This is a genomic window from Limnothrix sp. FACHB-1083, from assembly GCF_014696485.1.
In the GTDB taxonomy this organism is placed as follows: Bacteria; Cyanobacteriota; Cyanobacteriia; order CACIAM-69d; family CACIAM-69d; genus CACIAM-69d.
Genome location: NZ_JACJQD010000010.1, coordinates 156,678 through 176,387 on the forward strand (window position 1 = coordinate 156,678; position 19,710 = coordinate 176,387).

The 19,710-nt window shown below is 55.6% G+C and carries 15 protein-coding genes; 10 read left to right on the top strand and 5 right to left on the bottom strand.

All coding sequences use genetic code 11. The features are described from left to right. The first annotated feature begins 240 nt into the window (after nucleotides 1–240). The 8 genes from H6F46_RS14045 (at nucleotide 241) to H6F46_RS14080 (ending at nucleotide 11,318) form a co-directional block, all read left to right on the top strand. Nucleotides 241–3,018: an S-layer homology domain-containing protein gene (locus H6F46_RS14045; RefSeq protein ID WP_190355340.1), complete on the top strand. Its 2,778-nt coding sequence runs from the start codon at nucleotides 241–243 to the stop codon at nucleotides 3,016–3,018. A 189-nt stretch (nucleotides 3,019–3,207) separates the two neighbouring features. Next, the gene (gene corA / locus H6F46_RS14050) at nucleotides 3,208–4,440 is read left to right on the top strand and encodes a magnesium/cobalt transporter CorA (RefSeq protein WP_242027957.1); all 1,233 of its coding nucleotides are present in this window, start codon (nucleotides 3,208–3,210) and stop codon (nucleotides 4,438–4,440) included. A gap of 333 nt (nucleotides 4,441–4,773) precedes the next feature. Next, nucleotides 4,774–7,326, top strand: a complete 2,553-nt coding sequence (locus tag H6F46_RS14055; RefSeq protein WP_190355339.1) for a mannose-1-phosphate guanyltransferase — start codon at nucleotides 4,774–4,776, stop codon at nucleotides 7,324–7,326. Between the two features lie 331 nt (nucleotides 7,327–7,657). Beyond that, complete coding sequence (locus H6F46_RS14060; protein ID WP_099535580.1) at nucleotides 7,658–8,365, top strand: Crp/Fnr family transcriptional regulator; 708 nt, start codon at nucleotides 7,658–7,660, stop codon at nucleotides 8,363–8,365. 71 nt (nucleotides 8,366–8,436) lie between these two features. Beyond that, entirely contained in the window at nucleotides 8,437–9,624 is a 1,188-nt protein-coding gene (locus H6F46_RS14065) for an SAM-dependent methyltransferase (RefSeq protein WP_190355431.1), read from the top strand. A gap of 162 nt (nucleotides 9,625–9,786) precedes the next feature. Further along, a complete protein-coding gene (locus H6F46_RS14070; RefSeq protein WP_190355338.1) occupies nucleotides 9,787–10,038 on the top strand; it encodes a BolA family protein in 252 nt (83 codons plus the stop codon). Nucleotides 10,039–10,283: 245 nt separating this feature from the next. After that, a complete protein-coding gene (grxD, locus tag H6F46_RS14075; protein WP_099535584.1) occupies nucleotides 10,284–10,607 on the top strand; it encodes a Grx4 family monothiol glutaredoxin in 324 nt (107 codons plus the stop codon). Between the two features lie 147 nt (nucleotides 10,608–10,754). Then, nucleotides 10,755–11,318, top strand: a complete 564-nt coding sequence (locus H6F46_RS14080) for a glyoxalase-like domain protein (RefSeq protein WP_199291570.1) — start codon at nucleotides 10,755–10,757, stop codon at nucleotides 11,316–11,318. Between the two features lie 51 nt (nucleotides 11,319–11,369). Here the strand turns inward: H6F46_RS14080 and H6F46_RS14085 are convergent, their stop codons facing one another. From H6F46_RS14085 to H6F46_RS14095, 3 genes are all read right to left on the bottom strand, one after another. Beyond that, nucleotides 11,370–12,314, bottom strand: a complete 945-nt coding sequence (locus H6F46_RS14085) for a TIGR04168 family protein (protein ID WP_190355337.1) — start codon at nucleotides 12,312–12,314, stop codon at nucleotides 11,370–11,372. 204 nt (nucleotides 12,315–12,518) lie between these two features. After that, nucleotides 12,519–13,340 carry a SirB1 family protein gene (locus H6F46_RS14090; protein ID WP_099535588.1) on the bottom strand — a complete coding sequence of 274 codons (822 nt, stop codon included), beginning with the start codon at nucleotides 13,338–13,340 and terminating at the stop codon, nucleotides 12,519–12,521. Between the two features lie 90 nt (nucleotides 13,341–13,430). Continuing rightward, the gene (locus tag H6F46_RS14095) at nucleotides 13,431–14,225 is read right to left on the bottom strand and encodes a pentapeptide repeat-containing protein (RefSeq protein ID WP_099535590.1); all 795 of its coding nucleotides are present in this window, start codon (nucleotides 14,223–14,225) and stop codon (nucleotides 13,431–13,433) included. A gap of 599 nt (nucleotides 14,226–14,824) precedes the next feature. Between H6F46_RS14095 and H6F46_RS14100 the strand changes: the two genes are divergently transcribed. Both H6F46_RS14100 and H6F46_RS14105 read left to right on the top strand, forming a co-directional pair. Next, the gene (locus H6F46_RS14100) at nucleotides 14,825–15,100 is read left to right on the top strand and encodes an HU family DNA-binding protein (RefSeq protein WP_099535592.1); all 276 of its coding nucleotides are present in this window, start codon (nucleotides 14,825–14,827) and stop codon (nucleotides 15,098–15,100) included. A gap of 306 nt (nucleotides 15,101–15,406) precedes the next feature. Beyond that, a complete protein-coding gene (locus H6F46_RS14105; RefSeq protein WP_190355430.1) occupies nucleotides 15,407–16,165 on the top strand; it encodes a WecB/TagA/CpsF family glycosyltransferase in 759 nt (252 codons plus the stop codon). A 196-nt stretch (nucleotides 16,166–16,361) separates the two neighbouring features. Here the strand turns inward: H6F46_RS14105 and H6F46_RS14110 are convergent, their stop codons facing one another. Both H6F46_RS14110 and H6F46_RS14115 read right to left on the bottom strand, forming a co-directional pair. Continuing rightward, nucleotides 16,362–16,952 (bottom strand): hypothetical protein, encoded by a 591-nt coding sequence (locus tag H6F46_RS14110; RefSeq protein WP_190355336.1) that lies wholly within the window; start codon nucleotides 16,950–16,952, stop codon nucleotides 16,362–16,364. 79 nt (nucleotides 16,953–17,031) lie between these two features. Beyond that, complete coding sequence (locus H6F46_RS14115) at nucleotides 17,032–19,668, bottom strand: U32 family peptidase (RefSeq protein WP_190355335.1); 2,637 nt, start codon at nucleotides 19,666–19,668, stop codon at nucleotides 17,032–17,034. Nucleotides 19,669–19,710: the final 42 nt, after the last annotated feature.

Consider the following 19,710-nt stretch of genomic DNA (forward strand, 5'->3'; position numbering starts at 1 on the left):
GGGGAGCGATCGGGAGCCGATCGGGGCTGGATGGGGAGTTGTGCGCGATCGCCCAACGTGATCGCCCAACGTGATCTGAGGCGTGATCAGCAAGGGCAATCGGCCGCAACCCACCCTCAACCAAGCATCCCAGATCCCCCCACCACGCCGCAGCACCCTGCGGAACAGCAATCTAGTTCAGCAATCCAGTCCAGCAATCCAGTCCAGCAATCCAGCAAAGCAACGTCGGTGAATCCTGCCATGACTCGGGACTATGACCTGATTGGTTACGGTGATGAAGTGCCAGGGGTTCTGGCCCTGGTGGCGGCGGCCCGGGAATATCGGGCCCGATCGAGCGGCCAACCACTCAAAACCTTGCTGCTCACGGCCGGCGACACCAGCTATGGCGTGGGCGGCCACCTAATCCGAGGACAACTGTGTTACCTAGACCGCACCCACCTCTCCCCTAAGCTCCGGGAACAATACGGCATGGGTCTTTATGGCGATCCCGCCAGCCTATATCAGGAGTTCTTGCAGCGATCGGGCGTGGTGGAAGTGGGCCTCGATTGGCGCAAGGGCGATCGGGCCCTGCGGGAAATGCTGTTGGAAGCGGGCGTGGATATTGTTGACCAGGCAAAAATCAGCCGCGTTCAAAAAACGGGCGATCGGCTCCTGTCCATCACCACCGACGATGGCGACACCTTCCAAGCCAAGCAATTCATCGATTCCACCGTGAATGCGGGCCTCTTGCAAAGGGCCCGGGGCCTGACCGTCCGAGGCTTTGGCACGTTGGGGCTACCCGATTCAGCCCTGCCCGTTTCGCTGGTTTTCGAGACCCAGGGCCTCACCGTAGACTTCCTGCGCCGGGCCGAGGCAGGTTGGATCCAACGATTCTGTAATCCCAAGGATACCGAAGCTCAAAAATATCTTTCGATCGCGGCCGGCGGTGATCCCAAGCGCGTGCAGTGGTTCATCTCCCGAATGCAAGATAGTGCCGGCCGACCGATGACCATGGTGGTTGGCCCCGACTACATCGATGTGCGCTGCCATGTCCTCTCGGTGCTCTATCACGCCTATCGCGGAACCGCCTGGAATTTGGAGCAAACCAAATTCATTCTCGACTCACCGAACATTGCCGTGCTGCCGGGCGGGCGCATGTCTTGGAACGCACTGCTTTGTTTTGTGACCGCCAACGAAGCGGAAGCCTTGGCCCAAAATGCCGGACTGCCCACCGCCCGGATGCAGCAGGAAGTGGAGCATGTGAGTCGGTGGCTAAAGAGCTTTGGGCAACAAATCGCCGTGACCCCGGCCCATGAGCTGTATATTCGCTATGCCGGCAGCATGGTCGATCCTATTCACCCCTTTTCTGGGGCCCAAATGCTGGCGGGCGGTTTGCCCACCCGTGAGGCCCTGGGCACGTTCTGCTACAAATTCGATGTGCGGGGCGGCATTCCTGGCCTGGGCAAAAAAGCGCTGGCTAAAAATCACAAGAGTTTGCAATTTTTGGCGGAGCCAGTGCCGGTGTTTAACTACGGCATTCGCCACGCCATTTCTAAATCCGTGCCCAATGTGGCGGTGGTGAGTCCGGCTTCTGGTTATTTCGGCATTGCTCCGGCGGCCGGGCGGATTGTGGAGTTGAATGCGGGCGTGGGCCAAGGTTTGGGGATTGCGGCGGCGATCGCCATTCAAGGGGGGCGCAACTTGGCCGATGTGACCAACGTGGAGGTCAATCAAATTCTGAAAACGCGGGGTCAGTTGCCAACCATCTACGGGATTGGGCAGGCCCTCTCCCAAAAGTTTGCGGACTTTGAAAAGGACATGTTTCCTAATCCGTTGCCGATCCCGCGACCCGACCCGATCGATGATGTGTCCGAGCACTGGGCGAAAGACTTCATTCAGATCCTGCGCGATCGCAAAGTCATGGGGGGCTATGAAGACGGCTCTTTTCGCCCCAACAACACCATCAGCCGGGCGGAGTTTTCGGCGGTATTGGGTCGGGCGTTTGATTTACCCCTGCGGAGGGCGGAGCGATCGTTTGTGGATGTGCCCAGCAACCATTGGGCCCATGGGGCGGTGCAAAAGGCCTGGCGGATGGGATTCTTAACGGGCTATCAGGGCGATCGCTTCTTGCCCAATGCGGAAATTCGGCGCGGCGATGCCATGACCGCCCTGGTGAATGGTTTGGGGTTACCGGCGGGCGATCTGAAACTGCTGGGGCTGTACCAAGACCGGGCCACCATTCCCTCCTATGCAACGGGGGCGATCGCCACGGCCACCGAGCGGCGCATGGTGGTGAACTATCCCCAAAAACGCCAGATCCGATCCCAAGATCCCCTCACTCGGGGAGAGTTGGCTACCCTGATTCACCAGGCCCTGGCGGCGCGGGGAACCGTTCCGCCGCTGAATTCCGAGCATATTGTGCAGCCGATCGACCCCAGCACCTTGCCCCTGTTTGCCGATTTGGAGGGGCATTGGGCCCGGCATTTTGTGGAAGCCTTCGCGATCGAGGGTTGGATCAGCGGCTACAAAGACGGCACTTTTCGCCCCAATGACCCCATGACGCGGGCCCAATTTGCCGTGCTGGTAACTGCCGCCATCAAACCCCTAGCCCGGCGACCTGCCAAGGCGTTTCGGGATGTGCCCCGAGGTCACTGGGCCGATCGCGCCATTGAGCAGGCCTATGCGGCCGAGTTTCTTTCGGGCATGGGAGCCGATCAATTTCAGCCCGATGGCCCCCTCAAGCGGCTGCAAGTGGCCGTGGCCTTGGTGAGCGGGTTGCGGTGGGCCGATGAAGCCGTGGCGGTGCTCAATAGCTTGAGCGATCGCGCGGCCATTCCCGCTTGGGCCCAACCCAAGGTGGCCACCGCCCTGCGTCGCCGGTTGTTGGTGAACTATCCCGATCCCCAGCGGCTCGATCCCGATCGCACCGCAACCCGGGCGGAAGTTGTCGTCATGCTTTACCAAGCTCTGGTCGCCAGCGGCCGGCTCAAACCCCTGAACTCCGACATGATCAGCCAACCGGCTCCCCTGCCCACTTGAGATCCCATCAGACGATCGAAGACGGTGATCGAGAGCGCTTGTTTAGGGCGATCGCTAATGATTTCGTCCAAACCATCGCAGGCAAGAAAATTTAGCCTCTTGTCTCCAGGATTTCAACCCAAGATCGCCCCAAGATTGCCCCAAGATCGCGATTAATCCCCCCTTGGCAATTGGGGTGATTTTGGCAACATGGGGGTGCAAACCCGATCAAAATCCCCCATGCCTTTCCAAGCCATTCCTCGTCGCCTCAAACTCTGGCGTAGCCAGCGGCGCTCCAAGCTGTTTGGCATTCCTGCGCAAATCGTGCCGCCCGCCGTTTTTCCCTGGACCCAGGACGGATCCGAAGACTTTTTTGCCGAAGAACCCGGCAGTACCCCGGGAACGTTGCGGATTGACCCCGATGCCGCCCCGTCGGAGCTAATCGCCATTGATTACAGTCGCACCCACTGGGAGCGGCAACTTTTGGCTGCCCCTGCGGACTGCGAACCCCTGCTCGATTCCGGATCGGTCACTTGGTTGGATGTGCAAGGGCTGGGTTCCGAGGAGGTGTTGCGCCAGTTGGGGCAAGTGTTTCGCCTCCATGCCCTCACCTTGGAAGATATTGCCAATGTGCCTCAACGGCCCAAGGTGGAATTTGAGGACGATCGTATCTTGGTGTTGGTGCATATGTTGTCACCCAGGGGAAAAGGTGGCGGTTATTTCACAGAACAAGTCAGCCTTTTGTTGGGCAGCAATTATGTTGTGACCGTACAAGAAGAATCGGAGCACGATGCCCTAGAACCCGTGCGAGAACGCCTCCGAACCGATCGCGGCATTATTCGGCGGATGGGATCGGATTATTTACTATGTGCCCTTTTGGATGCGATCGTGGATGGGTGCTATCCCGCCATGGATTATTACGCCCAGGAAATTGAACGATTAGAATGCGCCATTTTGTTTGAACCCGATCGCAAATTAATGCGCGAAATTTATATGATTGAGCGCGATTTGTTGACCCTACGGCGGTGGATGGCTCCCCAAACCCACGCGATCGCCCTGTTGATGCGCGAACAACATCCCCTAATCAGCCCAGACGTGCGGGCTTATTTGCAAGAGTGTTATGAACATGCCACGGATATTTTGGATGTGGTCACGCTCTATCAAGAATTGACTGTGAACCTGATGAATTTATACATGTCCGCTGTCAGCAATCGCATGAATGAAATCATGAAGGTGTTAACAATTGTTTCGGCAATTTTTATTCCCCTCACCTTTTTGGCGGGGATCTATGGCATGAATTTCAATACCGAAACTTCGCCTTGGAATATGCCAGAATTGAATTGGCGCTATGGCTATCTTGTCTGTTGGTTGGTGATGATTGTCACTGCCTGTGGATTGGTGCTGTATTTTTGGCGAAGAGGCTGGTTCAAGAATTCTTTTTAGGAAACTGGTGGGTGCTGTTGATTGTGGCCGCTGATGGTGGCCGCTCGGGCCATGGGCAGTTGGGCAATGGGAAAATCGGGGTTCAGTGGGTTAAGGGTGATCTGGATCGAGAGCGATCTGGATCGAAGATTAACCCCACCATTGCGAAGCACGATCGAGCGGCTCAGGGATCGAAGAACCGGGCCATAATGAAACTGAACCGGTTTAAGTCTCAGCCGATCGGGCAGTAGCCGCACTTCGTGCAATTAAGCCCAAAACTTCTTGCTGCGGGCCCCTATTTCGGCATAAATCGCGATTGATCTGGATTTTGCAATCACCGATCGGGAGGTGGCTATGCGCGCAGTGTTAATGGCTGGTGGTTCTGGAACGCGCCTGCGCCCATTGACCTGTGACTTACCCAAGCCAATGGTTCCCATTTTGAACCGCCCGATCGCTGAGCATATTATTAACCTGCTCAAGCGCCACGGCATTTTTGAAATTATCGCCACCCTGCATTATTTACCCGATATTTTTCGGGACTATTTTCAAGATGGGTCAGATTTTGGTGTGCGTTTAAGCTATGCCGTTGAGGAAGATCAACCCCTCGGCACGGCCGGTTCAGTGAAGAACGTGGAAGAGTGGCTGAGCGGTACATTTTTGGTCATTAGTGGCGACAGCATCACGGATTTTAATTTACAAGCAGCGATCGACTTCCATCGCCAAAAGCAATCGAAAGCAACCCTAGTGTTGACAAGGGTTCCCAACCCAATTGAGTTTGGGGCCGTGATTGTGGACTCGGATCAGCGAATCGTTCGTTTTTTGGAAAAACCATCGGCCAGCGAAATTTTTTCAGACACAATCAACACGGGAATTTATATTCTAGAGCCGGAAGTTTTGCGCCATCTAGAACGTAATCAAGAAGCGGACTTTTCTACCGATTTATTTCCCCTGCTGCTGGCCGAAGGAGAACCCATTTATGGCTATATTGCCGAGGGCTATTGGTGCGATGTGGGGCATTTGGACACCTATCGCGAAGCCCACTATGCGGCCCTCCACGGCAAGGTCAAACTGGATTTCGCCTATCAAATGATTTCGCCGGGTTTGTGGGTGGGCGAAAATACCGCGATCGACGATCGCGCCAAAATTGTGCCCCCCGTTTTGATTGGTCACAACTGCCGAATTGGCCCCCGTGCCACGATCGAGTCCGGCACGGTCATTGGCGATAACGTCACGATCGGCACCGAAGCGGATCTCAAGCGCCCCATCATTTGGAACGGGGTGATCATTGGCGAAGAAGCCCACCTCTACGCCTGCACGATCGCCCGAGGGGTGCGAATCGATCGCCGGGCCCGGGTGTTTGAAGGCGTGGCGATCGGCTCCCTGTCCATGGTGGGCGAAGAGTCCCAAATCAACAGCCTGGTGCGTGTTTGGCCCAGCAAGCACATTGAATCGGGAGCCATTCTCAATTTGGATTTAATTTGGGGCCAAACCGCCCACCGCAACCTGTTTGGTCAGCGCGGTGTGGCTGGCTTAGCCAACATTGACATCACGCCAGAATTTGCCGTCAAACTGGGAGCCGCCTATGGTTCCACCCTGCAACCGGGCGCACAAGTGACCGTTTCGCGCGACCAACGCAGCATCTCGCGGATGGTGACGCGATCGTTCATTTCCGGCCTGATGTCCGTGGGAGTCAATGTCCAAAACCTGGAGGCCACGCCGATTCCCGTGGCTCGGAGTGTTGTGCCCACCTTGGGAGTGGTGGGCGGTGTGCATGTGCGCATTGATCCCGATCGCCCCGATCGCGCCGCCATTGAATTTTTTGACGACAAGGGCATTAACCTCTCCAAAGGCAAAGAGAAAAAAATCGAAGGAGCCTATTTCAAAGAAGATTTGCGCCGGGTGCAAATTGACGAAATTGGCGATGTTTTTTACCCCAGCCAAACCCTTGAAATCTACCGCAGTTGCTTTGAAAAACACCTCAACCTAGAAGCCATTCGCTACAGCAACGCCAAGGTGGTGGTGGACTATGCCTATTCCGTATCCGGTGCTATTTTGCCCCAACTGCTGAGTAAGTTTGGTTGCGAAGCGGTGGTGCTAAATGCCAGCTTGACCCAAATGGTGGCCGATGCCGATGGCCGAGAAGCCCTGTTGGTGCAACTCGGCCGCGTGGTGGAAGCGATTTCCGCCACCTTTGGGGCCCAAATTTTGGCCAATGGGGAACAGTTAATTTTGGCCGATGAGGCCGGTGGCCTCATTCGTGGGGAGGCGCTGACGGCATTGATGGTGGAGGCCGTTTTGGCGGCCCATCCCCGATCGTCCGTGGCGGTTCCCGCGCGGGCTTCGGGCGTGATCGAACAAATTGCCCGCCGCCACGATGGCCGCGTCATTCGCACAAAATGTAATCCCACTGCCCTGATGGAAACCTGTCGTGCTTATCCCAACGTTGTGCTGGGCGGCAGTGGGGATATGGGTTTCATTTTTCCAGAATTGCACCCGGGTTTTGATGCCATGTTCTGTGTTGCCAAACTCATCGAATTATTGGCAATTCAAGAGCGCACCTTAGCGGATTTGCGAGCCGACAGTTTGCCCCGCATCTATCACAAATACTTCACGGTGCGCTGTCCCTGGACGGTGAAGGGAGCCTTGATGCGCCACTTGGTTGAATCCCACTCGCCCAGCACCTTGGAAATGATTGATGGGATCAAAGTCCACGATCGCGCGCGGGACAGTTGGATCCTGGTGCTGCCCGATGCCAGTGAACCCCTGGTGCATTTAATTGCTGATAGCCCCAGTCGAGAATGGGTGGAGCTGACCCTGCGGGACTATCGCCAATTGGTGCAGGAATTCATTGCACGCGATCGGGGAATTGAAGAAATTGTGGAGTTTGAAAACCGCGTTTTGGCCTAACGCATTTTGACCTAGCGCATTTCATCTGAAGAAAGGGTAATCATCGCTTTGAGGCTAGATGTTGCCTTGGCTAGGGAGTCGTGAATTAGGTCGTGAATTAGGTCGTAGTCAATAATACTCACCCTGATAGCTGGATCTTGGCTGAAATCTTGATTCAGACCTTGGCTGCGGCCAGTCTTACGCAACCCCTGCCACAACCCAAGTAACAATTAATACAAACAAATCACTGGAATTGGGATTCCACCCAGAAACCGGTAGCATTCCGTAGCATTCAGTCGCCACCAAACTCGGCACAATCGAGTATTCTGTGAATGACTCTCGCGATCACCCCATGGAAGACCGTCCCACCTCCCGTGACACCCATGCGGACATTGAGCGGCTCATCGAATCGGCTCCGTTTTTCCGGGCGCTGCCGCGTGATGCCGTTGAGTTAGCCACTGCCCACGTTGTCACCCGCACCCACCCATCGAACCAAGTCATTCTGCTGGAAAATGACTGGGGCGGTTCGGTGTACTTCATCTTGGAAGGCTGGGTCAAAATCCGCACCTACAACCTGGAAGGTAAGGAAGTGACCCTGAATATTCTGGGTCGCGGTGAAATTTTTGGCGAAATGGCGGCCCTCGATGAAGTGCCCCGATCGACCGATGCCATTACCTTGGCCCCCACCACCATTGGCAGCATTCCCGCCCAAGACTTCATCACCCTTGTGGAAACGGAACCCCAGGCAGGCATCAAGTTGGCCCAACTGATGGGGCGGCGGTTGCGCCAGGTGAACCGGCGGTTGCGATTGCGGGAATCTGACAGCGTATCGCGGGTGGCCGATATTTTGATGTTTTTGGCGGAGGGTCAGGGTCGCAGCAGCGATCGGGGCGTGGAGATCCCCAACTTGCCCCATCGCGAACTGAGCAGCCTTAGTGGCCTGGCCCGCGAAACCGTGACCCGGGTGCTGACCAAGTTGGAAAAAAAGAGCTTGATTGAACGGGATGGGGATGTGCTGCGAATCCCCAGTTTGAACGCTTTGGAGCGAACCATTTGCTAGGTTGGTCGCGCCACGGGGCCCCAGGCCCAGCCGGAACCGCGGCCGGAGATCCGCCCCCGATCGCCCCGGCCATGGCCCAGGCCTTGCACGATCGCCTGGCTGCCGCCGGGGGACAAATCACCTTTGCCGACTACATGGCCCTGGTGTTGTATGACCCCCAGGTGGGCTACTACGCGGGATCGGGCGATCGGGTTGGCATTGGCCCCCAGGGCGATTTTGTCACCTCGCCCCACCTCTGCCCCGATTTTGCGGAACTGCTGGCGGATCAGGTGGCCGAATGTTGGGCAAGGCTGGGTTGCCCGCCTGCCTTTGACCTGGTGGAAATGGGAGCCGGCCAAGGGGTGATGGCGGCAGATTTGCTCACCCATTTGCAAACGGCCCATCCAGACTGTTGGGCCGCCACCACCTATCGGATTGTGGAAATTTCGCCGGTCTTGAGGGCTGTGCAGCGATCGCGCTTGGCGGCCTGTCCAGCGGCGGGCGATCGGGTCGTTTGGGTCACCTGGGAGGCGATCGCCCCCAACTCGATCACCGGCTGTTTTTTGTCCAATGAATTGGTGGATGCTTTCCCCGTTCATCGGGTGATTTGGCAAGGGGGGCAGCTCCAAGAATGTTACGTCACTGCCTCCGAGGGACATCTGAGCGATCGCGTGGGGCCCCTGTCCACGGAGCGGCTAGCCACCTATTTCCAGACCCTCAACATTGACTTTGCTCAGGGTGCTTATCCCGAGGGCTATTGCACAGAGGTGAACTTGGCCGCATTGGACTGGTTGGCAACCTTGGCCGATCGACTGCGATCGGGCTACCTGCTCACCATTGACTATGGCTACGATGCGCAGCGGTTTTACCACCCCAGCCGATCGGGCGGCACGCTACAGTGCTACACCCGCCACGCCCACCACAACGATCCCTACTGGTTGCCGGGCCAGCAGGACTTGACGGCCCACGTGGACTTCAGCGCCCTGCAACATTGGGGCGAACAACAGGGCCTGCAAACCCTAGGATTCACACGCCAAAGTTTGTTTTTAATGGCCCTTGGATTGGGCGATCGACTAATGGCCCTCAGTCAGGGCGGGGCGATCGCCCAAGCGATCGATTTTCAGCAAATCTTGCACCGTCGAGATGTGTTGCACCGCCTCATCGATCCCACGGGCCTCGGCAACTTTGGAGTTCTGATTCAGGGTAAGAACCTCCCACCGGGGGCGATCGATCCTCCCCTCAAAGGCCTGCAAGAACCCATGGGTCTGGGCTTTATGTAGGGTTTGTGTAGGGGGAATCTCCAGCCCGATCGCCCGGTTCCAGCACCGCTTGTCCAGTGGCCGACTACAATCAAGAATGCCGTCCTTTTGGGGCGGGGTTATCAGATCCCGTAATTTTCTAACGAAAAACGGATTCAATCTTTATCCCTTTGAACAGCAACCATGGTCACGCCCGATCGCATCACAACTGCCATCAAGGCCAACCTGCCCGACGCAGAAATTCAGCTTGCGGGTGACGGCGACCACTACGAGGCGATCGTTGTCTCTGCGGCCTTCGCGGGCAAAAGCCGTGTCCAGCAACACCAACTGGTCTATGGCGCGCTGAATGAAGATCTCCGCAGCGGGGCGCTTCATGCCCTCGCCCTCAAGACCTTTACCCCCGAAAGCTGGGCCGCACAACAAGCCACCGCTTAGGGGCCTCAGCCGGGGCAAAACATCAGCAGTTCCTGAGAATGAGGAACCTCTAGAAACCCAAAGTTTCTGGAAACTGGCCAAGTGAAGATGCAGAAAGCGTCAAAAAAAGGCAAAAATTAGCCAAAATTGGCCAGGATAAATCCTTCGCTGTTGCATCCCAATCACCAAGGCAAGGAGCCGCAGTTCCTTGTTTTGTTCTAACTTTGTTCTAACCACGTCCACTATTACGATCGCGGATAGCCACCATGACCCCTGAAACGAAACAACGCATCGAAAGCTTGGTGCAAAACAACAAAGTGATGCTGTTTATGAAGGGCACAAAATTGATGCCCATGTGCGGCTTTTCGAACACTGTGGTGCAAATTTTGAATGCGGTGGGTGTGCCCTTCGAGTCTTTGAATGTTCTGGATGAGCCAGACATTCGGGAAGGCATCAAGGAGTTTTCCAACTGGCAGACTATCCCGCAACTTTACATCGATGGCAACTTTATCGGCGGTGCTGATATTGCCGTTGAACTGTTCAACAGCGGCGAGCTGCAACAACTGTTGGAAGTCGCGATTGCTTCTTAATTGCTTCTTAGATGAAGCCTAAAAAGCACCTTGAAGCCATTGCCTTCTGGTCATTTGGGACAAGGGGCTTAAGCCCCTTGTCTTTGTTATAAGCCCCTTGTCTTCGTTAATTGATTAGGCAATTCACCCATTCCCATTCCTAACTCCATGACCCTCCATCCCCTGATGTTTGCCATTTTTGGCCTGTCGTTGGATACGATTTTCTCTACCCAAGGCATCATGGTGCTGCTGTTGATGGCCTATGGGGGAGCCATGTGGATGTTTCTGTCCAGCGCGCCCAAAGTTCACACCATCATGGTGTCGGATTTGGAAATTGCCCGACAGTTCTATGAGGGAGATTTGGAATTGGCGGTGGCTGATGTGCCCTTGCAGTATTACTACAACTACGAACAAACCCTTGGGGCCACCACGATCGACCCGCTTTATATGGCCCCCAGCACCTTTGCGCGCGTTGCCAATCCGGCTCCTGTGCCCGATGGTTTGTGGTATCAACTCAAGAAAAATGTGCAGCTCCATGTAATTGCTGGAGCCAGTTTGGGCGATCGCAACCACCAACGCCACGTTTGTTTCGATCGCGACTGTCTAGAACAAATTCTGTTGCGAATTCAGGTGCGGGGAATTCGGCACAAAATTCGCCAGGAGTTACCGCTTAATTTCTTGGTTAAGGATTGGTCGGGTCGCACCTTGGAATTAACCGAAGCGGGTCAGTAGCCATCAAGGGCGATTAATCAACCTTGATCAGTCAACCTTGATCAATCAACCTTAAGGAACCGGAATGAGCGGTGTTGATGAATGCTGAAGTGCGGGGGGCTGCCCCAGCCAGGCCTCAGCAGCATCGATCGCCCCGGTGCGATCGACCCAAACGGAAGCGGCCCGGGTCACCTGCCCGCCCAGCAATTCCACCCACACAAAATGGTGGAGCCGTCCCCGATCGTGTTCTCGAATTCGGGGAACCACCGCCGCATTCACATACACCGTTCCTTGGGCATCGTTGGCCGTGGCCTGCCGCAAGCGATCTTTGCGGTGGCGCAGGTGGTGGTGCATGTGGCCAAAGGTGACCAAAGCCACCTGTTGATGGCGTTGTTGGGCAATGCGGATCGCTTGGCGCAGGTCAGGATCGCCAAAATCGCCACCAAGCGGTTGCCAATCGCGCCCGCAAATCGACTCCGGTTGATCTCCCAGCCCATAGGGGCCGTTATGTCCCAGAAAAATGAGGGTGGGTTGAGTGGCGCGGGCCGCCGCTTGGGCAATTCGATCGGCCGAATCCATCATGCCCGTCACGGCAAATCGATCGCGGTAAAACTCCCCATAGCTCCAGTTCGGGCCGCCCCAGCTAAAGGGTCGCCCCCCAATCACACTCAACCCCAACTCCGGCCAATCCAGGCAACCGTAGCCCACATGGGCCGCCCCCAACAGATTCAGTTGCTCTTGCACCCGATCTTCGCGGCTGCGATCGTAGGGACATTTTTTGCGGCCCCAAGGAGTGGCGCTATACCAGGAATCATGGTTGCCCAGAATCACCGCTTTGGGCAAAGGCAACGCCGCGATCGCCCGGGTAATTTCCACCGCTTCGTTGCCAAAGTCACCCACAAACAACGCCGCATCAACGCCTAGCCCTTCAAGAGCATGGGCATCGTCAACCGTCCACTGGTCATGGACATCGCCAATGATGGCGAGATGGATTGGGCGAGGGGCAACGGCGATCATGGTGATTTTTAGAGATGCGATTTTAGAGATGCGATTTCGTTAAAGCGTAGTTAAGGCGTTCAGGAAGTTAAAGCATTCAAAATGCGATTGGTTCCAGATGCAATTGAGCGATGAAGTTAAAAAATGAAATTCTAGAGATACCTTTGAAAACTAATTAAAACCAATTATCGAAACCAATTGAAGCCAATTAAAGGCAAAATTGAATTAAAAGTCCGAAAGACGATCCAATAAGGCAGCGATCGGGGCCCGATCGAACGCTTGTGGTTTTGCTTCCAAATAGGCTTGCAAATCAGCTCGGGCCTCGGTAAATCGCTCCAATTGGTAATACAACAGTCCCCGATCGCGCCGCTCCTGAATCGCATCGGGAAAAATCAACAGAATTTGCTCAATCACTCGGGCTGCACGGATCGGATCCTGCCGACTGATGTAGATTGCCTTGAGGTTGGTCAGCATTCTCACCAGGAAACGATGCGGATCCACCGGTTCCAAAAATTGCGGCTTGAGGGCGACCGGTTGCCCATAGATGCTACTGAGGCGATCAGCACAATCTTGTGGAAACAGAATTTCGCCCTGGGCAAAGGCATCGACAAAAATCCCCGCCTCTTCAAAGTCGGGGCGGATGATAAAGTGGCCTGGCATTCCAATGCCCACCATGGGGAAATTCAGTCGCTTAGCAATTTCTAAATAGACTAATGAAAGGGTGATGGGAATGCCCAAACGGCGATCCAATACTTCATTCAAAAAGCTATTCCGAGGATCGTAATAATCCGATTGATTGCCGCTGAATTCTAATTCCGTGAAGAGGTATTGATTAATCGCCCGAATCACCCGCATGGGAACCCGATCGCCCGCCAGTCGATCGCCCACCACCGCCGCCATCTGATCTAATTGGTTTAAGTAGGATTCCACCACCAGCCCCGGATAGTCTTCCTGGGCAAGATAGAGGGCTGCTCGGGCTAGGTCAATTTGCTCGATCGGTCGTCGAACCTCTTGCAAAAAAGCCTGTCGAGCTTGGGAAAATTCCATCGTGGCGATCGTCGCTAAAGGGCAGAGTTGAGAATTTGCAAAATTGAAAATCTAAGGCCAGCAGAACCCGAAACAGGCAAAGCCCAGAAATCAAAATAATAACGGAATTAGAAAAGAACCAACACCGCGCACAAAGTTCAGCACCGAAATTCCCACTCCGTTGCCTTCCGACTGCTCACGGCCGCCCTTTTTGACATAGCGCTCCAATTCATCGGAAAACTTTTCCGCCAATGCCTGCTGCTCGGGATTATTGGCCTGGGCAAAGAGCTGGGCCGCCACTCGCCCATCCCCGATCGCCCCGCCATAGTCTGCCAAGTGCGATCGCGCCACGGCTCGGTTTAGGTAAGCCTCGGCAAATTGCGGATCCTGGGCGATCGCCTGATTGTAGTGATTAATGGCCCCGGCGAAGTTGCGTCGATCCGCCTCATACACGCCCCAGTTGAAGCGATCGCGCGGCGTGGCCACCTCGATCGGCAACCCCACAGCCCCAATCACCAGGGCTTGGGTCATGGTGGCCCCGCTGAGATCGGCCCCAAAGAAAACCGCCTCCCGCAAATCCGTGCTCACCAAATTGGCATTGGTCAACTGGGCATTGGTCAGCGTGGCTCCAAACAGGGTGGCACTCTGCAAATTTGCGCCGCTCAAGTTGGCCTGGCTGAGGTTGGCACGGCTCAGATTTGCGCCCCGCAGGTCAGACCCCATCAGGTTTGCGCCGCTCAAGTTGGCATAAACCAGGCTGGCCCCCGTCAAATCGCATTGCACACATTGCCGCGTGAGCAACAGCGTTTGGACATGCTCTGGATTGGCCCCATAGCTCGCAGGACTGGCCAGCACCGTCAGTCCCAATGCCCAGCCCAGCCCAACCAGCCCACGCCCAGCTTCCATAACGGCTTCCTCCCGGTTCTTGTGCCGACACCCTATCTTAGAAGATGTTTCAAATGTCCGAATTGATCGTCATTGATCGTTCAAGCTGATCGATCAGCCGATCAGTCCAGCCCGTCAGCCCAACGGATCGGCCGATCGATCCTTGGATGGGCCCCAAAACTAGCACAGACCCGATCTACATCCTATGCAGTTCGATTTCCGCTCAATTAAGGTCGCTCATCGCAGTTGGCGAACCTGAATCAGTGGTGCTGATTGGGTTGAATTGCTCAGACTGAATTTCCAGGATTTTGCCGCGCCGTCTTCATTTCAGCCCGTGCCCCTCGGACTCAGAACCATTGCAACAGGGCAGAAATTGAGGAGATTGATCTCAGCATTGACCCGAGATCAAAGCCGGTTTTTGCTCGATGACAAGCTGTTAGAAACTGAAAAAAAACTTCAGATAGCTACAAATTGTCAGTTCCTATGGTCACATCCCGAGAGTTTATGGATAGAATATGCGATTGAAACCGCTATTCGGTAGGGGTTTCAGCCACTCATTCTACTGATTGCCGACCCGGAAACTGGGTTGGCTCCCCTTTGCATTCAGGAGATTTCGAATTATGAATAAAGGCGAGCTGATTGATAAGGTGGCCGAAAAGGCGAATGTCACCAAAAAGCAGGCCGATCAAGTGCTGACCGCAGCACTCGATTCGATCGTGGAAGCGGTTTCGTCAGGCGAAAAGGTGACTCTGGTGGGGTTTGGCTCGTTTGAGCGCCGTGAGCGGAAGTCCCGCGAAGGCCGCAACCCCAAAACCGGCCAAAAGATGGAAATTCCGGCCACCTGTGTTCCCGCCTTTTCTGCCGGTAAGTTGTTCAAGGAAAAGGTTGCGCCTTAGGCAGTCCCCTAAGCGCCCTTTCAGGTCTCTGTGGTTGCCATGGCCGACTGGTGTTTGAGGGTCGGTCATGGAATTTGTTTTAACAGCGCCCAACAATCTGCATGGCAAAGCAGCGAACTGCCCTTGGGCCGATCGAATGGGCCGATCGAACCAGTCCCGTGAGTTGCAAGTGAATTAGTGACGGTTTGGGATTAATCGCCCTGGCGGGATGAATCAACGGAAAAGCATCGGTTGTAGACTAAATCCCGACTGCCCGACCCATCATTTTGCAAATTTGCCATGCACGCTTCCATGGATGCTTCCCCGATCGCCCCGCGCCCGTTGAAGGCTACGGTGCTTCAGTTGCCGGTTCATCTGCTGGATGACTACACCCAGTGGTTGTTGGATCGGCGACAGGAGGGAGGCGCGCAGGTGGTGACCCTCAATGCGGAAATGGCGATCGAGGGGGAACGAAACGCCCGGTTGGGGGAAACGATTCGCCAAGCCGATTTGTGCATTCCCGATGGGGCCGGCGTGGCCCTATACCTGAAGCTGCGGGGCTATCGCCAAGTGCGTCGGGTTCCGGGCATTGAGTTAGCAGAATCGGTGCTGACGGCCTTTGGTCGATCGCCCAATGCCTACGGAACCGTTTGGTGCTATGGCGGTCAACCGGGTGTTGCTCAGGCGGCGGCCCAAGCCTGGGAAAAACGGGCCCCCGGCATTCAATTTTCAGGGATTTATCACGGCTTTTTGAGCGAAGACGAGCGATCAACCATGGTGCAGGCCATGCGAGAAGCTCAACCAGGTCTGATTTTGGTGGCGCTGGGTGTTCCTCGCCAGGAATATTGGATTGCGGAACACCGCCACCTTTGTCCCAATGCCATTTGGATTGGTGTTGGGGGCAGTTTTGATATTTGGTCGGGCACAAAGGAGCGCGCGCCCGCCTGGTTTTGCGAAAACAATCTGGAATGGCTCTATCGGCTCTATCAAGAACCTTGGCGTTGGCGGCGAATGCTGGCTTTGCCGAAGTTTGCTTGGCGGGCGCTGCTGGAAACGCTACGCCCCCAGCGCTCCAGTTCTCGTTAAGGCGTTGATCAATGAAACTTTGATCAAATGAGACTTTGATCAATTGGTTCCTGATCGATACAGCCTTTACCTAAAAATAATTGGCACGCCATATCACGGATGCCATGGAGCAATGGTTTGGTGGGCAGTGCCCACCCTACGGGCTGATTGATCAAACTCTGAGCAATTAGTAATATTCCTGATCAATCAATTCCCTCTAAAACATGCCTTCAGGAACGGGAATGTTGCCGTTGTTGTAGTCTTCCCAAACTCGGAACAGGAACATTCGCCGATCGCGGGCAGTGTTGCCATAATTTTCTAGTTCCGATCGAAACAGTTTGCGAAGTGTGGGATTTTGCGCCAGACTCAGCAGTTCCTGAAGCTCGGTTTCAGAAAACTGGCTATCGAGACGACGGCTGTAAGTGAGGGCGACGGTTTTCCAGCCGGCCCGCTCCTTGAGCACATCATTCAACCAGTTAATGAATTTCAGGGACTGGTTGGGCGAAACGGCTAAATCTACAGCATTTCCCAAATATTGATCGTAGCGTTCAGCAACTCCCAATTCTTGCAAAACAGCGGTGATTAGTTGCCGTTTTGTCATGGGCTGTTCAGGCAAGGCCGGCGTGGTTTGCGCAAGCCGATCGCCAGGATTCTCACTGATCAAATTCACGGTGTTTTGAGGGGCGATCGGCTCTGTGGCATTGGCTGGCTGCAAGTGGGCGATCGCCATGGCAATGCAAAGACCGGCGGCCGCAAGGGCGATCGATTGCCAAAAATTAATCCAACGAGCTTGCTTGAGATGGGTCATACCAGTGACTAAAGAAAAGGGGGGAAATGAGGAAAAAGGGGTTGAAGGATGAAGATCTTTGGCTGATGGGCGCAAAATACTAGCGGCCAGATTGCGATCGCTCTCGTTTCCCGATCGTGCCGCGCGTGACTCCTAGTTGGCTGGACAGTTGCAAATCTTGCCAAAGTTCAGTGCCGGAAATTTCGCCCCGCAGGAGTTGTTGATAGCGGGCGATCGAGTGACTGACCCGATCGGGCGATTCATTTAGAAACTCCAACCGGAATCGCCGGGCCCCGGATGCGATTAACCGTTGCACCACCTCTGCGCCCGTTTGTGCCACCCCATTAAACACCGTGTTTCGACAGCCCGCATCCGCCTGTAACCGATGCTCCACCCCAGCTCGATCGCGCAGGGTAACCGTTTGTTTTTCGCAGGGACGACCGCAGTTTGTGTGATCGGTTCCGGTGGACAAAAAGGCACAAAAAACGCAATGCTCCATATGGAACATGGGCATATGTTGATGAATCGTAATTTCCAACCAGTCGGGAGGACAAGCTTTCAGCAAATCGACCAATTGATCGGCATTTAAATCGTAGGAGGCTGTGAGGCCGGCCAGTTGAAATTCTTGCTGAAAATAGCTAGCGGCGATTGGGTTAGCCACATTCAGCGAAAAATCTCCCATGCAGCGATCCTGGGCAAAGAAGCTGAGATGGTCATAATTTCGCACCAAATAGCCATCCGCATTGCTGTTGCGAACTTGCTGCAAAATCCAGGTTTCACCGGTTTTGTAAATCCGAGGGGGCGCAACCCAAAGGGTTTGTTGATCCGATTGTTTTTGGGTGCGAAACCATTCCACCAGCGATCGATATTGGCGCGGATCTTCTAATTCGCAATAGAACCGATCGATCCCGGCGGCCATGGCGCTGGCCAGTTGGGCCCGGTTGCGCACCAAAACCGACAGTTGGGCAGGCTTCGGAGCCGGTCGATCGCCCATGGCGGGCCAAAGGTCTCGCGATCGCGCAGTGGCGTGCAATGTCCAACGGGGCGGTTGGGCCCGCTGCTGTTCCAGTTGAGCCACCAAGTCTCGCCGCATCCGGTTTAGCTCGCTGGCGGGCAAAATCACCTCGCCACTGAGTTGTTGCTCAAAGCGATCGAGCCGAAAAGCCGTATTGCCCAGTCGGCCAAACTGGTCTTGCAGCCGCTCGGCCGTGAGGGGTTGGCGCTCTGCCGCCGCCAGGGGCATGGTGGACACCGCTTGGGCAATGTGGCCCAACTCATCCCGGGCGATCGCGGTGGCGGGCTGACCCAGCACCCCATGGAATTCAATGGCGATCGGGCGCTGAAATTTGGGTTGCTCGCCCGCGTAGGTTTGGCGCACCCGCTTTTCCAGTTCCGGATCGGAAGTTTTCCACAGCCGATCGCCCGATCGCACCCGTCGCAAATCCAACTTACTGAAGCGATCGACCCGCAACCCCCACAGCTCGCCCGATCGTCCCGGTTCCCGCACCTCACAGATGCGGCCGCCCTGTTCGCCGCCGGGCCCGTCCAGTCCAATACCATCGCCAGGGCTGAGGTGCAAACCAGTCGATCGCACCCACAACCAATCGCCTTCCACCCGCACCACTTCGCCCAAATAGGCCCCGCGCTTTTTGGCATATTCCCCATGCACCAGCGCTTGATTGTTGATGCCCTCAAACCAGCCTGTGAATAGACCACGAGAAAAGGACATTTCCAATTCATAGCGATCGGCCGACTCAGCCGATCGCGGTGCTTGTGTCTGCGATCGTGATGGAGCAAGGGGCTGAATCGCCGGGTCTACCCGACCGGCCACGGCGGCCACCGCCCGATCGAGCGCTTGGCGATAGATTCTTGTGGTGCTGGCCACATATTCCGGCGCTTTCAACCGGCCTTCAATTTTCAGGCAACTGACCCCCGCCGCCACCAACTCCGACAGCACCGGCAACCCAGACAAATCCTGGGGACTGAGCAGATAGTCCCGATCGCCCAAATCCACCACCTGTCCATCGGCCACCAACTCATAGGGCATCCGACAAGCCTGGGCACATTCCCCCCGATTAGCCGATCGCCCACCCAGCGCCTCACTGGTCAAGCATTGGCCCGAATAGGCCACACAAAGGGCCCCATGCACAAACACCTCCAGCGGCAAAGACAAGCCCCGATCGCCCAACTGGGTTTGAATTTTCTCAATTTCCCGAATCGAACATTCCCGCGCCAACACCACCAACTGGCAACCCAAATTCCGCGCAAACGTCACCCCCGCCGCACTGGTGATCGTCATTTGCGTTGAAGTATGGATCGGAAAATCCGGCGACAGATGCCGAATCAACCGCACCAACCCCACATCCTGCACGATCGCCGCATCCACCCCCGCCGCAATCACCGACTTCAGGTAGCGCTCCGCCTCCGCCAGCTCATCGGTAAAAATCAGCGTGTTGATCGTCACATAGCCCTTCACCCCGCGCCGATGCAGCCAGGCCATCAGCTCCGGCAAATCCGCTTCCGTGAAGTTTTCGGCCCGCATTCGCGCATTGAAGCGATCGAGGCCGAAATAAATCGCATCGGCCCCGTTTTCCACCGCCGCCTTCGCACAGTCCCAATTGCCCGCCGGAGCCAACAACTCCGGCCGCCCCAAGGGCCGCGAAGCTGTCACCACATCCTCTGGGCGCGTGGAGCATGGAACATCGGATTGCTGAGCGTCGGGCAACGAAGAAAGCATGATGGGGGTTGAAAGCTGCTGGTGGATTCGTTCAAGAGGTTC